The organism is Micromonospora arborensis, assembly GCF_003205615.1.
Taxonomy (GTDB): Bacteria; Actinomycetota; Actinomycetes; order Mycobacteriales; family Micromonosporaceae; genus Micromonospora; species Micromonospora arborensis.
This window is the reverse complement of the sequence record NZ_PYBV01000019.1, coordinates 137,276-151,782: the sequence shown is the minus strand read 5'-3', so window position 1 is coordinate 151,782 and position 14,507 is coordinate 137,276. Positions and strand designations below refer to the sequence as shown.

The following is a 14,507-nucleotide window of genomic DNA, read 5'->3' as shown; positions in this document are numbered from 1 at the left end:
GTCGAGCCAGGCGGGTGGGATGAATTCGGGGTGGCCGTCGTTGGCGAGGTGGACGGTCCAGTCGCTGTGGTGGAGGTGTCGGTGGTGGTGGCCGCAGAGTAGGACGGCGTTGTCGAGGTTGGTCGGGCCGCCGTTGGCCCAGTGGTGGATGTGGTGGGCGTCGCACCAGCGGGGTGGTCGGTCGCAGCCGGGGAAGGCGCAGCCGCGGTCGCGCAGGACGAGGGCGCGGCGGAGTGGGCCGGTGATGAGGCGGCGTTGTCGGCCGACGTCGAGTGGTTGGCCGTTGCCGCCGAGGATGGCGGGGAGGATGGCGGCGTCGCAGGCGAGGCGGCGCACCGCGTCGGCGCTGAGCTGCCCGCCGGTGTCGAGGGTGCCGGTGGTGAGCTGTTGGCGCAGGACGTCGTAGGTGGTGGTGACGACGAGTTGAGGACGGTCGCCACCGCTTTCGGGGAGGTCGCCGCCGCTCAGGGCGAGCCGGCAGACGTCGGCGAGCGCGTCGTGTCGGCGTTGCCCGGGGGTGCGGGTGTCGTCGGGCCCGGTGGGTGCGGTGAGTGGGTCGATGGTGGCGCGCAGCAGGGCGGCGGCCTCGGTGTCGAGGATGCCGGTGAGGCGTAGTCGGCCGCCGGGCTGTTCGCTGATGGTGAGGTGCCGGTCGCGGGCGGCCCGGGCATCCTGCGCCCGCAGTGCTGCCTCGGTGGCCGCGTCGGCGATCTCGGGGGCGACGTGGTCGAGGATCCGGGTGCCGAGCTTGCGCAACAGTGTGGCGTCGAATTGTGCCGCCCAGTCGACGAGGACCCCGACGGCCTTGTCGGCGGCCGCCGGCCCGGCGGTGGTGTGGACGGTCTCGACCGTCTCGGCGATGACTCGGACCTGCTCGATGTCGACCAATCCGCCGGCCAGGGCGTCGCGCACCTCGGTCGGGCTGGTGTCGAGTGTCGCGGCGAGCGCGACGAGTCGGCGGGCCGCGCCGACGCCGAGGCGTAGCCGGTCGCGCAGCCAGACGGCTGTGCAGGACGCGCCCTGCGCGGTGGCGGTGCCTCGACCGTCCAACTCCCGGACGAGGGTCAGCTTGACCGCCGCCAGGCGTTGCTCAAGGCGGTGCGTGGCATCCAACGCCGCGACGAGATCAGGCTCGGAAGCGGCCCAGGCGGACGCGTCGAAGCAGGCCGCCACTGCGGCTTCGGCCTGCTCCAACGCATCGATCACCACCAGAGAATAGAACAGATGTACGACACTTTCGGCCCAGGCCAAGAAGCAGGTTCAGGCCCAGAAGCAGGCCCGGTAGCAGGCCCAGGCCCAGGCCCGGTAGCAGGCCCAGGCCCAGGCCCGGTAGCAGGTTCAGGCCCAGGCCCAGGCCCAGGCCCAGGCCCAGGCCGAGGTCCAGGTCCAGGCCCAGGCCGAGGTCCAGGTCCAGGTCCAAGCGCAGTCGGCGGCCCGGCCGAGCCCCCTGCCCGGCAGGAGGGCGGACCGAACAGCCTCGGGCAGCTGGCGGCAATGATCCTGCCGGTGTGGCATCCAGGCCGGGCTCGCCGGCGAAGGCTTGAGGCCGCGTCAGTCGCGCCGGATCCGGCCCGGCCCGGCGCTGATGTCGATCTCGCCGTCCGTTATCTCGTGGCCGGCCGCGCAGCGGAGCACCGCGTGGACCGGCTGGCCGCAGTCGTGGTGGCTGGCGATGACGGGCGGGCCGGCGTCGTCGGCGGCCCAGGTGTCGCCCCAGTTGCGCAGCGCGGTGATGACCGGCAGCAGTTCGCGGCCCTTGCGCGTGAGCTGGTACTCGTGGCGGGTGCGTTGCCCCGGCTCCCGGTAGGGGATCCGTTCGAGCAGGTTGGCGGCGACCATCTCCTTGAGCCGGGCGGCCATGGCGGGCTCGCCGACGCCGACCCGGCGGACGAAGTCGTCGAAGCGTCGCGTGCCGAGCAGTGCCTCGCGCATGATCAGGACTGTCGACCTGCTGCCCACGATGTCCATCGCCCGGGCCACCGAGCAGTTCGCATTCGACCAGGAGTCGCGGTCTTCCCGTAGGTCCTCCATGCGGTCAAGCGTACCTGGCTTGCGTCGAGGCTAGTCAGGTGCTTCACTGGGACGCTGCTGACTTCAGCAAACGCAAGTCAGCCCCGGCTCAGCCCGACTATGCCCCGAGGACGCTCAGTGACCACCAGCACCGCAGCCCCGCCCGCACCCGAGTCGGCCAGCACCGCCCGCTCATCCGTCCGCGGATCTCGCACGGTGACCCTGATCGCCATGTGCCTGGGCGCGATGATCACGTTCCTGCAGATCACCGCGACGGTCTCCGCCCTGACCACGATCCAGCAGGATCTGAAGGTCGACCCGACCACCCTGGTCTGGCTCCCCAGCGCCTACACCCTGATGGTGGCCAGCGTGGTGCTGTCCGCCGCCACCCTGGGCAACCGCTACGGACGCAGGCGCATGTTCGGTGCCGGCGTCATCGCGATGATCGTTGGCGCCGCCGTCGTGGCCGGTGCCCCGACCGTGGCCTGGGTCATCGTCGGGCAGTTGGTGGCGGGCCTCGGCGGGGCCCTGATCCTGCCGAACAGCCTCGCGATCCTCGGTGCGACCTTCACCGACCCGCACCGACGGACCGAGGTCATCACCGCCTGGTCGGCGGCCTCCGGCATCGGGCTCGCGATCGGTCCGCTCATCGCCGGCACGCTGCTGCGGCACTACCCGTGGCACAGCGTCTACCTGTCGACGATCGTGCTCGGCGTGATCACCCTCGTCGTCGCCGCCATCGGGGTGGCCGAATCGCGGCCGAGTGCCGCCCGACTCGACGTGCCCGGCCTGTTGCTCGGCACCGTCGCCATTGCCGCCGCCGTCTACGCGATGATCCAGGGCGGCAAGGACGGCTACACCAGCCCGGTGGTGACGGCGGCCTGGATCGTCGCGGTCGTCGCACTGGTCGGATTCGTGCTGGTCGAGCTGCGGGCCAGCGCGCCGATGCTCGACGTACGGCTGTTCCGGTCCGCGTCGTTCAGCGCCGTCATGGTCGTCGCTGCGGTGTCGCTGTTCGGCTTCACCGGCGTGTCGATCCTGCTCGTCCTCTTCCACGAGCGTGCCCAGGCCCTCAGTCCGCTGGACACCGGCTGGCGGATGCTGGTGCTCTTCGGCACCTACGTGGTCGTCGCCTTCGGTGCCGGGCGCGTGATTCGTCGTACCGGCTTCAAGACGCCGCTCACCCTCGGCCTGGTCCTCGGTGCGGTGGCCAGCTTCGCGCTGGCGGCCCAGGGGCCGACCGCGTCATTCGGTCACCGTTGGGCGCTGTTCGCCCTGTTCGGTGCCGCCGGCGGCCTGGTGGTGGCGCCGGCGACCGCCGCGGCGCTGGCCAGCGTCGCGCCCGCCCAGGCGGGCATGGCCTCGGGCGCGGTCAACGCCGCCCGCCAGGTCGGCTCGGTGGTCGGCTCGTCCCTGCTGGGCACGCTGCTCACCACCACGATGCTGGCCGACCTGCCCGACCGGCTCGTCGCCCACCACGTCGACGAACCCACCCGGGCCGTCGTGCAGGCGGCGGCGGCCACCGGTGCCACCGGCGACCAACCGCTGCCCGATTCGGTACGGGCGGCGCTCGCGGAAGCTTTGACCTCCGGGGTGCAGGCCGGGTTGCGAGTCAACGGCATCGTCTTCCTCGTCACCGCCGTGCTCGTGCTCGCGCTCGTCCGCAACCGACCGCACCAACACTAGGAAGCCAAGCTCTCCTGTTCCGGCTGGCTTGACGGCTCTAGTTTGTGAGTGCACACTTACATACATGCGATCGACCGCCGAGGCCCGCCGGGTCACTGTCCTGAACGCCGCAGTGTCGGCGTTCGCGCGAACCGGCTTCCACGCCACCCCGGTCACCACCGTGGCCGCTGCCGCCGGCATCTCCGAGGCGTACGTCTTCCGGCTCTTCTCCGGCAAGCTCGGCCTGTTCGTGGCCGCCGCCGGCGCGTGCTTCGAACGGATCGCCCTCGCGATCGAGGAGGGGGCCGAGCGTGCCGCGGGCGCCAGCCCGGAGGAAATCCTCGACGCGATGGGCGGTGCCTACGCCGAGTTGATCGCCGACCGCGATCTGCTGCTCTTCCAGGTCCAGGCCCAGGCCGTCACGGACATTCCCGAGATCGCCGAGGCGGTGCGGGCTGGCTACCGCCGGGTCGCGACCTTCGTGCAGGACCGGGCCGGCGCCAGCGACGCGCAGGTGCAGCAGTTCTTCGCGTACGGCCAGCTCTGCCATCTGATCGTGACCGCCGGCCTGGAGCAGGTGCCCGAGCCGTGGGCGCGCGCGCTGATCGCCGGCATCCGCCACCCCTGACCCGACCGCCGACCCTGGGCCGCGACAGCGGCCCACCTTTTGGCCTCGATAAGTGTGTGAGTGCACACTTACAAACAAAGGAGTACCCGATGACGACCGACACGATGATCACCGAAGTGGTGCTGCCCGGCGTGGTGGAGCCGCACGGACTCCAACTGCACCGACGCGCCATGCCCGTCCCCACCCGGGGGCATGCGCTCGTCGAGGTCGAGGCCACCGGCATCTCGTACGCCGAGCAGCAGATGCGCCGCGACCGCTACCCCGGCCAGCCGAAGTTCCCGTTCGTGCCCGGCTACGACCTGGTTGGCAGGGTCCGGGCGGTCGGTCCCGACGGCGACGAATCGATTGTCGGCACCCGGGTCGCGGCGGTCACCAAGACCGGCGGCTGGGCCACTCACGCGCTTGTCGACATCGATGTCCTGACCCCCGTACCCGCGGACCTGGATCCCGCGGCCGCCGAGACCGTCGTCGTCAACGGGGTGACCGCGTGGCAGATGCTGCAGGGCGCCAACCTGCGGGCCGGGCAGACCATCCTCGTGCACGGGGCGAACGGCGGCGTCGGAACGGTGCTGGTTCAACTCGGCCGCCACCTCGGCCTGCGGGTCATCGGTACCGCGACCGCACGGCATCACGCCGCGCTGCGCGAACTCGGCGTCGAACCGGTGGACTACCGCGACCCGGACCTGGTCGCACGCATCCGAGCGCTGTCGCCGGGCGGTGTCGACGCCGTCTTCGACCCGGTCGCCGGCCCGGGAGTACGCACCTCGTACGGCCTGCTCGCCCCCGGTGGCAAGCTGGTCGTCTACGGCAACGCCGGTGCCCTGGGCTCCGCCCAGTCGGTCGTGTGGGTCTTCGTGAAGCTGCTGACCCGCCTCTACACCTGGAACGCGCTACCGAACGGGCACCGGGCCGGTTTCTACAACTTCTGGGCCGGTCAGCTCACCCGCCGCGCCGCGTTCCGGCGTCGCCTGCGCACCGACCTCGGCATCGTGCTCGACCTCTTGCGGCAAGGAGTGATCGTGCCGCAGATCGCCGCCCGCTACCCGCTCAGCGAGGTCACTGCCGCACTGGTGTTCGCCGAGACGCGCAGTCGAGCGGGCAAGGTGGTGTTGGAGCCCTGACCTCCGACTACGTCGAGGGCATCGGTGGTTCGGGTGGGCTGCCACGGGCCCGGATGCTGTCCGTGACGGCAATCCCGGCGAGTACGAGAGTGGCGGCGAGGCCAGCCACCAGCGCGGGGGTGAGCAGCAGGGCGGGTCCCAGGACCGCCAGCACGAGCAGTGCGACCAGTCGGGAGGGCGAGACGCGGCTGAACACCTCGTACTCGAACCGGGCGCGTCCAAGCAGGAACAATGCCGGCCCGCCGAGGATGACGCCGACCAGCCAGGGCGACGTCTCCGCAGTGGGGTGGTCGATGACGGCTTCGAAGCCGGCGGAGGCGGCCACCACGCCAGCCACCATGAGCAGATGGGTGTTGGGCGCGGACCGCACGAAACCGCCCGGGTCCCGGGAGGCCTCGATGGCGGCCTTCAACAAGGCCCCGGCGCGGTGCACGTAGACCTGCCACAACAGCACGGTCGTGGCGAACCCGATCAGGAGTGCCGCCGTGCGCTGGATCGTCAGGTCGTCGGCGGCGTAGGTGAGGGTGATGACGAGAATGAGATCGCCGAGGGCGAGCGTGAAGATCTGCTGGTAGCGCTCCGCCAAGTGGTCGGCTGCCACCGCGTACTGAGGTGTGGGCAGCCGACCGATCCTCGGCGTGGGGTAACGGAACAGGGCCGCCCCGTAGTCGACGGCGAGCGCGGCGGCCCACAGCAGGCCCCGCGCCGGACCGGTCACGAAGGCGCCGGCGAGCCACGGCACGGCGGACACGCAGTTCCAGAAGAGAAGTCGATTCGAGCGTTGTCGCGCCGATGGGTCGGCCAGCGCGGTGACGAGGACGACGCCACGCCCCATCTGGATCGCCACGTACGCGCCCGCGAACACCAGACCGTGCTCGGCGAAGGCTTTGGGCAGCGCCCCCGCCATCAGAATCGTCCCGAACATGACCCAGACCGTCGTGGCGAAGATCGGGGGTCGGTGGGTGTGGTGAAGCTCGGTCGCCAGCGTGCTCGCGGCCCACACCCACCAGATCGCCATCAGCAGCACCGCGGTCTCGAAGACCCCGACCCAGTCGAGACGTTGTGCCAGGGTGCGCGAGGTCAGGGCGAGTGCGGCGACGAACACCAGGTCGAGGAAGAGTTCCAGCAGGGTCGCCCGCTGGGGTCCCTCATCTTCGCGGGCCAGCCCTACCGCTTGGTCGGTCGTCATCAGGTGCCCGCCTACGCGTCCCGGGCTCTCCATGCTAGTGAGGTTTCGCCCGAAAATCGGGCAAAGTCACTGCCTGGCCCCGCGGGGGGCCGGATCCGGCCGTGCCGCTGGACCGGGGCGACGACGAGCCGGGTTCCGGCAGCCCCGGCTGCCGGTGGATGTGCGGCCGTGCACCGCGAGGGCGTACGGTGAACAGGTCGCCCGGGATCCCGGTGGCCGCCAGACGCCGTCGCCACCAGCCCATCAGGGGCGTTATCGATCGTCATCCCCATCGCCGCGACGTACTGGTCGTGTTGGTTGATCGCCGACCACCCTCCCAGCCGTCGGATTCGCCGCTCGTCGCGGCCGGGACGGCTGGTGGTCCGGATGCGACAAGCGTTCACACCGCTGTCTGTGCGAATGATCGTTCTGAACGCCTTAACCAGGGGAGCACCAGATGAGGATCGCCAGGCACAGGATCGTCAGCGCACTCCGCGACCGGGGCCAGCAGGCCAGGGCCGACTGGGTCGAGCGCGAACTGCCCGAGCGGGTGGACCCGGCCAAGCACACCGGGCTGCTCGCCACCCTGCACCTCGACCCGGCTGATCTCGCCGACGCGCCATCCCCGTGAGGGTTGCGCTGCTCGGACCGATCGCCTGGCGTACGCCCCCGCACCACTACGGGCCGTGGGAGCAGGTGACCGGCCTGCTCGCCGAAGGGCTGGCCAGCCGCGGCGTCGACGTGACGCTCTTCGCGACACTGGACTCCGTCACCTCCGCCCAGCTCGACGGAGTCTGCCCCCGGGGGTACGCGGACGACCCGGACCTGGACGGTCGAGTCTGGGAGGCGCTGCACGTCTCCCACGCGATGGCCCGTTCGGCGCAGTTCGATCTGGTGCACAGCCACCTCGACTGGCTGCCGCTGGCGTTCGCGGAGCACTGCGACGCTCCGCTGCTGACCACAGTGCACGGCTTCTCCGGCGCGGGGATCCTGCCCGCCTACGCCCGCGCCCGCTCGTCGTACGTGTCGATCTCCGACGCGGACCGGGCGCCTGAGCTCGACTACGTCGCCACGGTGCATCACGGCGTCGACCTCGGCGGGCTGCCGTTCAGCAGCGACGCCGGCCCTGGGCTGGCGGCCTTCGGCCGGATCCACCCCGACAAGGGCACCCACACCGCGATCGAGATCGCCCGCGCCGCCGGCCGACCCCTGACCATCTGCGGGATCGTGCAGGACGAGCGGTACTTCGCCGAACAGGTGGCTCCGCACATCGACGGCGATCAGGTCGTCTTCCTCGGGTCGGTGGGCCCGCGGCGGCGTGCCGAGGTGCTGGGAGACAGCACCGCTCTGTTGCACCCGATCGCCTTCGACGAGCCGTTCGGGTTGTCGGTGGTGGAGTCGATGGTCTGCGGCACTCCGGTCGTCGCCTACAAGCGGGGGTCCATGCCGGAGGTCGTCGACGACGGCGTGACGGGCTTCCTCGTCCACACCGTCGACCAGGCCGTCGACGCGGTCACCCGGGTCGCCGGCCTCGATCGGTCCGAGTGCCGGGCGCGGGCTCAGCAGCGCTTCAGCGCGGACCGGATGGTCACCGACTATCTCGCGGTCTACGACCACCTCGTCCACGGCTGAACCACCCCGCCACGCCGGTCACACACGCTGACCGGTGTGCGCCGTCCCCGCGTGAGGCTCGCCCCTGTTCGGGGCCGGCCGACAACCGGAAGGCCCGAGTTTCATGCCCAGCTACGGATTCCTCAGCACCCACCCACCGACCCGGTGCGGACTGGCCACCTTCAACTCCGCCCTCGCCGCCCAGTTGACCGCCGACGGCACACACGGTGGCATCGTCCGGGTCACCGACCACGGCGACGACCAACGGCCGGTGCCCGGGGTCGTGCACACCTGGTCGGCGCGTACCCCGGCCGGCTGGCGGGACGCGGCGGCTGCCCTGAACGCCTTCGACGTGGCGATCGTCCAGCACGAGTACGGCATCTACCCCGGCAGCGACGGCGAGGACGTCCTGCCTCTGCTGCGGCGGCTCACCGTGCCGACGATCGTGGTCCTGCACACCGTGCTCCGGCAGCCCTCCGCCCGACAGAAGTCCCTGTTGGAGCAGATCGTGGCCGCCGCCGGGGCGGTCGTCACGATGACCGACACCGCCCGCGACCGGCTGCTCGTCGGGTACGCCGTCACGGCGAGCAAGGTGACGGTCATCCCGCACGGTGCCGCCGAGCTTGCCGGCGTACCGGTCGAGCGGCGTACCCGCCCGCACCTGCTGACCTGGGGGCTGCTCGGCCCCGGCAAGGGCATCGAGTGGTCGTTGCGGGCCCTCGCGCGGTTGCAGGATCTCGAACCGACGCCGACCTACACGGTGGCCGGGCGGACCCATCCGAAGGTGATCGAGCAGCACGGCGAGTCGTACCGGGCCGGGTTGCACCAGCTCGGCGCCCAGTTGGGCGTCGCGCACGCCGTCGACTACCAGGACGTCTACCACGACCAGGAGGCGTTGGGCCTTCTGATCCGCTCCGCGGACGTGGTCGTCCTGCCCTACGACTCCCGCGAACAGGTCACCTCCGGCGTACTCATCGAAGCGGTCGCCGCCGGGGTGCCCGTCGTGGCGACGGCGTTCCCGCACGCGGTCGAGTTGCTGACCGGTGGTCCGGGACTGGTCGTACCCCACCAGAACCCGGCGGCGCTGGCCGTGGCGATCCGGCGGGTCCTGACCGAACCGGGCCTGACCGCCCGGTTGGCAGGCCGGGTTCGCCCGCTGGCCGCGCATTTGCGCTGGCCGGCGGTGGCGGCCCGGTACGGCACGCTCGCCGAAGAGCTCACGGCCGCCCGCTCGCCTGCCGTCAGCGCGGTGCCGGCGTGACCGCGATCGCCGGCCGCCCCCGGACGCCAACGCGTGGGCGCTGGGTGACGGCACCCGCGCCGAGCTTCGCGCACCTGGCTCGGTTGAGCGACGACACAGGTCTGTTCGAGCATGCCCGGCACGCCATCGTCCGCCGCGAGCACGGCTACTGCACCGACGACGTGGCCCGTGGCCTGGTCGTCATCAGCCGCGAGCCGGAGCCGAGCGAGGAGCTGCTCCGGCTCGCCGAGCGCTATCTCGCATTCCTGACCCATGCGCAGGACGCCGGTGGCGCCTTCCACAACCGGCTCGGGCACGACCGGCGCTGGGCCGACGAACCAGGGCTCGGCGACTGGTGGGGTCGGGCGCTGTGGGGCCTGGGCACGGCCGTCGCCCGCAGCCCCGCCCCCTGGGTACGGGAGGAGGCGCTCGTCGCGTTTAGCCGGGGTGCCACCCGGCGCACCAGGTTCCCGCACGCGATGGCTTTCGCCGGGCTGGGCGCGGCCGAGGTGCTCCGTCGGCACCCGGGCCACGTCGCCGCCGCGTCCCTGCTGTCGGACGCGGCCAGCACGGTTGGCCCGGCGGGGTCCGATCCACGGTGGCCGTGGCCACGGCAGGAGCTGACCTACGCCAGCGCGGCCCTCGCCGAGGTGGTCATCGTCGCCAGTCAACTGCGCGAGGGTGGCCCACCCCTCGACGACGGTCTGCGGATGTTGGCCTGGTTGCGCGATGTCCAGCTCCGCGACGGGCGGCTGTCGGTCGTACCCGTCCGGGGATGGCGGCACGGCGCGGTACGGCTGCGCCACGACCAGCAGCCGATCGAGGTCGCCGCGTTCGCCGATGCCTGCGCCACGGCGGCCACGGTCACCGGCGATCCGCAGTGGGACGACGGGGTGCGGCAGGCGGTCGGGTGGTTCCTCGGCGACAACGACCTCGGCACGCCGATGTGGGATCCGGAGACCGGCGGCGGCTACGACGGGTTGACCGCGCACGGGCCCAACCTCAACCAGGGCGCCGAATCCACCCTCGCACTCGTCTCCACCCTGCAGCACGCCCGGCGGTGGTCGTGACCCCGAGTCTGGCCGTCCGGCAGGAGGTGACGCTCACCCCGGATCCACGTCGGGTCATCGTCAAGCTCTTCGTCCCGGGTGAGGACGCCGCGGTGGTACGCACCCGGGCGCGGGCGCTCATCGACCGGGTCGCGCACCTGGACGAGGAGGAGACCGGCCGGTTGCTGCGGGACACCTTCGACCGCTTCGGCACCCGGCATCGCGACCTGGCCGGCACGTTCCACCACCATTACGATCTCGTCCGGCACCGGGCCGCCCGGGCCCGGGATCTCTCGCCCACCAGCCGCCTGCTGGTCGGTGCCTACTTCAGCCACGAGTACGCCGTCGAGGCCGCCGCCCTCTGCAACCCGTCGATGGTGGCCCACCCCGACCAGACGGATCTCGGCACCGGGCAGCTACGCGTCGCGGTCAGTCTGCGTCAGATCGGCGAGGGGCACGTGTCGTCCATCGGGTTCGCCACCGCGGTCCTCGGACCCGGGCGACAGCTCACTGTCGCCGACCGGGCCGGGCCGCTGACCGTGGGGCAACGATCGGGCGTACGGCACCGTCGGGACCTGCTCGTTGCCGGCCTCGCCGAGGAGGACTGCGACAACGAGGTCACCGCCACCGTGCTGGACGCCCTGCCCGAGCGGTACGACGAGGCCACCTTCGAGCGGGTGCTCGGCAATCTGCCACCTGATCTGCTCTCTCGCAGTACCGGGTTGGGCACCCTCGAACAACTGCGGCGCACCAACGCCGGTAGCTACGCCACGGCATTTCCCGCCGACACCGCCCTGCACCAACGGGTGCTCTGGCCGGCCACCCCGGCCGAGAGCAGTGGCATGGAGGACTCGCGGTTCGTCCGCTTCGTCGATGAGTCCGGGCCGGTGTACCGGGCCACCTATACCGCCTACGACGGCCGGAGCATCGCCACCCGCGCACTGGTCAGCCACGACCTGCGCCGCTTCGAGATGACCCCGATGCGGGGGCCGGGCGCCCGTAACAAGGGTCTCGCGCTGTTCCCGCGTACCGTCGGCGGCCGGCACCTGGCGTTGTGCCGTGCCGACGGGGAGACCATCGGCCTGACCGTCCTGGACGGCGAGAACCGCTGGAGGGCCCCGACCCCGCTGCACGCCCCGAGCGACAGTTGGGAGTTGATCCAGGTCGGTAACTGCGGGTCTCCGATCGAGACCGACGCCGGCTGGCTCGTGCTCACCCACGGTGTCGGGCCGATGCGCCGGTACGCGATCGGCGCGCTCCTGCTCGACCTGCACCGACCGGAGCGGGTCGTCGCGCGCCTTCCCGGTGCGCTCCTGTCGCCCGACGAGAACGACCGGGACGGTTACGTGCCCAACGTCGTCTACTCCTGCGGGGCGGTCATCCACGACGGTGAGCTGTGGTTGCCGTACGGGGCGAGTGACACCCGGGTGGGTTTCGCCACCGTGCCGGTGGGCGCTCTGCTCGCCGCGTTGGTGGAATCCCGAGCGACGCGCGACCGGGACGGCTGACCGTCGCGGGATGGGTGAGACTGGTGGGGCGCAGGGTGCCCGACCGGCCAGAAGTGGGCGATCGGCACGGAGCGAACCCGGCGGGGCAAGGTAGCCTCACCGCTCGTCCTGCCGTGGCCGTACGGTCGGGCAGGGCAAGGGGAGGCGGAGCGTGGTCGACGTCGGCGACATGGTGCGTTGGCTGCAGCTCAACGCGCCCCGAGGTGGGCCGGACGAGCTGTCCCAGTTGGTCGCCCGGGCGGCTCCCGCCATCGACGCCAGCGAGATCGTGATCTATCTCGCCGACTACACGCAGTCTCTCCTCGTGCCACTGCTCGGCGCGGGTCTCGTCCGGGACGAGTTGTCGATCGAGACGACCCTCGCCGGCCGGGCCTTCACCAACCTCGACATCCAGCGCGCGCCCGACAACCCGGATCGGGTCTGGGTGCCGCTGCTGCTCGGGTGCGAACGGATGGGCGTGTTGGAGATCGTCTCTCCGGCAGCCGCCGACGTGGCGATGGACGGGCCGGCCTGGGAGGTGGCGGTCAACATCGCCCAGATCCTGGTCAACCGTCGGCTCTACGGCGACGTGGTCGAGCGGATGCGGCGACGTCTCCCGATGCAGGTCGCGGCCGAGATCGTGTGGGGTCTGCTCCCGCCGCTGACCTTCGCCACCGACGACCTGGTGATCACCGCCATCCTCGAACCCTGTTACGACGTCGGCGGCGACATCTTCGACTACGCGCTGAACGACGACGTGCTCAGTGTCGGGCTCTTCGACACCTGCGGGCACGGCATCAAGGCGAGCACCCTGGCCTCGCTGGTGGTCAGCGCGTACCGCAACGCCCGTCGGTGTGGCCTGGACCTGGTCGACACGGCGATCAGCATCGATCGGTGGGTGCGGTCCGAGCATCCGAACTTCTTCGCGACCGGGCTGCTCATGGAGTTGGACCGCCAGACCGGCCGACTGAGCATGATCAACGCGGGTCATCCCGGTGCGATGTTGCTGCGCGACGGCAAGGCCATTCGGGAGTTGCCGGGACCGACCGCGTTGCCGCTCGGTCTGGGCCACCTGTCCGCCCGCCGCCCGCGGGTGCACGTGGAGGATCTGCATCCGGGCGACCGCATCCTCGCCTACACCGACGGCATCACCGATGCGCGCAGCGCGGACGGGGAGCAGTTCGGGCTGGACCGGCTCGTCGACTTCGTCAACCGTGCCCTCAACGACGGGTTGCCCAGCCCGGAGACGATGCGTCGGCTGGTGCGCGCCGTCGTCGGATACCAGGACGACAAGCTTGAGGACGACGCGACGGCCCTCTTCGTGGAGTGGCAGCCGCCGCACCTGCCGCTCGCGCACCTTCGCGACCTCGCTGCCGGACAGTCCTGACCGTACCCAGTGGGATTTTGCACTCGTAGTGCACTTGTCTCCGCTGGGAGGGCTGTCTAGCGTCACCTCATGGCTGACTCATGGACCTTCGCCGTGGCGCGTGACGACCTCGGGCAGACCACGATCGTCGATGGCGCCACGCCCGCTGTTGTCGACGGCGAGGCGCTGCTGCGCGTGGACCGCGTCGGCCTCACCGCCAACAACGTGACCTACGCGGTGCTCGGCGACTCGATGCGCTACTGGGAGTTCTTCCCGCCAGCGCCCCGTGGGCTCGGGCCGCGGTGGGGCCTTCCGCCGCTCTGGGGCTTCGCCGAGGTGGTCACGTCGACAGTCGCCGGGGTCGAGGTGGGGCAGCGGGTCTACGGCTACCTCCCACCCGCGGGTCACCTGGTGGTGCGACCGGACCGGGTGGACGCTTCCGGGTTCCGTGACGCGAGCCCGCACCGGGCCGAGTTGCCGTCGCCGTACAACGCGTACCGGTCGACCACCGGCGACCCGGCGTACCAGCCCGACCAGGAGGATCTGCTGGTCCTGTTCCGGCCGCTGTTCTTCACCTCGTTCATGCTGGCCGACCAGGTCGTCGACAACGACTTCTACGGGGCCGAGTCACTGCTGGTGTCGTCCGCGTCGAGCAAGACCGCGTACGCCGCCGCGTTCGAACTACGCGGGCGCGGACCGCGTCTGGTCGGGCTCACCGCACCGGGCAACGTGGCCTTCACCCGGTCGCTCGGCTGCTACGACGAGGTCGTCTCGTACGACGACACCGCCACGCTCGACGTGGTCCCGACGGTCTACCTCGACCTGTCCGGCGCGCCCTCGACCCGTGTCGCCCTGCGTCAGCACCTCGGCGACCGGCTCGTCCGGGACATCGCGGTCGGGCTGACCAACCAGACGCCGAACGCCGACGCCGCCGAAGAGGTGTTCTTCGCGCCGGTCCAGATGCGCAAGCGCAGCCACGACTGGGGCCGCGACGGGCTCGACCAGCGCTTCACCGAGGCCTGGCAACGCTTCGCCGCCGTCGTGAGCGGGTGGCTCGACGTCCAGGTCGGTGCCGGGCCGGAGGCCCTCCGACACGCGTGGCTCGACGTCCTCGCGGGTCGTACGCCGCCCCGGGTGGGTCACCTCGTCCAACTGTGACGGT

13 protein-coding genes are annotated in these 14,507 nt (G+C 71.3%); 10 read left to right on the top strand and 3 right to left on the bottom strand.

Features of this window, described 5'->3' with window-relative positions; all coding sequences use genetic code 11:
• Together C7C45_RS16670 and C7C45_RS16660 are read right to left on the bottom strand one after the other, a co-directional pair.
• Positions 1-1,206 (bottom strand): HNH endonuclease signature motif containing protein (locus C7C45_RS16670; RefSeq protein ID WP_110564680.1); only part of this gene is annotated, 1,206 nt, incomplete at its 3' end.
• A 345-nt stretch (positions 1,207-1,551) separates the two neighbouring features.
• Entirely contained in the window at positions 1,552-2,031 is a 480-nt protein-coding gene (locus C7C45_RS16660; RefSeq protein WP_110564566.1) for a winged helix-turn-helix transcriptional regulator, read from the bottom strand.
• Positions 2,032-2,148: 117 nt separating this feature from the next.
• Between C7C45_RS16660 and C7C45_RS16655 the strand changes: the two genes are divergently transcribed.
• From C7C45_RS16655 to C7C45_RS16645, 3 genes are all read left to right on the top strand, one after another.
• Entirely contained in the window at positions 2,149-3,696 is a 1,548-nt protein-coding gene (locus C7C45_RS16655) for an MFS transporter (RefSeq protein ID WP_244200414.1), read from the top strand.
• 64 nt (positions 3,697-3,760) lie between these two features.
• A complete protein-coding gene (locus C7C45_RS16650) occupies positions 3,761-4,303 on the top strand; it encodes a TetR/AcrR family transcriptional regulator (RefSeq protein WP_110564564.1) in 543 nt (180 codons plus the stop codon).
• An 89-nt stretch (positions 4,304-4,392) separates the two neighbouring features.
• Positions 4,393-5,424 (top strand): medium chain dehydrogenase/reductase family protein, encoded by a 1,032-nt coding sequence (locus C7C45_RS16645; RefSeq protein WP_110564563.1) that lies wholly within the window; start codon positions 4,393-4,395, stop codon positions 5,422-5,424.
• 7 nt (positions 5,425-5,431) lie between these two features.
• Here C7C45_RS16645 and C7C45_RS16640 read toward each other — a convergent pair whose 3' ends face one another.
• A complete protein-coding gene (locus C7C45_RS16640; RefSeq protein ID WP_110564562.1) occupies positions 5,432-6,613 on the bottom strand; it encodes a low temperature requirement protein A in 1,182 nt (393 codons plus the stop codon).
• Positions 6,614-7,049: 436 nt separating this feature from the next.
• Here C7C45_RS16640 and C7C45_RS34110 point away from each other — a divergent pair, with 436 nt between their 5' ends.
• The 7 genes from C7C45_RS34110 (at position 7,050) to C7C45_RS16610 (ending at position 14,503) form a co-directional block, all read left to right on the top strand.
• Complete coding sequence (locus C7C45_RS34110) at positions 7,050-7,223, top strand: hypothetical protein (RefSeq protein ID WP_167454736.1); 174 nt, start codon at positions 7,050-7,052, stop codon at positions 7,221-7,223.
• Complete coding sequence (locus C7C45_RS16635; RefSeq protein ID WP_110564561.1) at positions 7,220-8,224, top strand: glycosyltransferase family 4 protein; 1,005 nt, start codon at positions 7,220-7,222, stop codon at positions 8,222-8,224. Before C7C45_RS34110 ends, C7C45_RS16635 begins: the two co-directional genes overlap by 4 nt.
• 103 nt (positions 8,225-8,327) lie before the next feature.
• Positions 8,328-9,464 carry a glycosyltransferase gene (locus C7C45_RS16630; protein ID WP_110564560.1) on the top strand — a complete coding sequence of 379 codons (1,137 nt, stop codon included), beginning with the start codon at positions 8,328-8,330 and terminating at the stop codon, positions 9,462-9,464.
• Entirely contained in the window at positions 9,461-10,513 is a 1,053-nt protein-coding gene (locus tag C7C45_RS16625; RefSeq protein ID WP_110564559.1) for a glycosyltransferase, read from the top strand. Before C7C45_RS16630 ends, C7C45_RS16625 begins: the two co-directional genes overlap by 4 nt.
• Entirely contained in the window at positions 10,510-12,000 is a 1,491-nt protein-coding gene (locus C7C45_RS16620) for a glycoside hydrolase family 130 protein (protein ID WP_110564679.1), read from the top strand. The genes C7C45_RS16625 and C7C45_RS16620 overlap by 4 nt, the downstream gene beginning before the upstream one ends.
• A gap of 151 nt (positions 12,001-12,151) precedes the next feature.
• The gene (locus C7C45_RS16615) at positions 12,152-13,366 is read left to right on the top strand and encodes a PP2C family protein-serine/threonine phosphatase (RefSeq protein ID WP_244200413.1); all 1,215 of its coding nucleotides are present in this window, start codon (positions 12,152-12,154) and stop codon (positions 13,364-13,366) included.
• A gap of 69 nt (positions 13,367-13,435) precedes the next feature.
• A complete protein-coding gene (locus C7C45_RS16610; RefSeq protein ID WP_110564558.1) occupies positions 13,436-14,503 on the top strand; it encodes a DUF2855 family protein in 1,068 nt (355 codons plus the stop codon).
• Positions 14,504-14,507 lie beyond the last annotated feature (4 nt).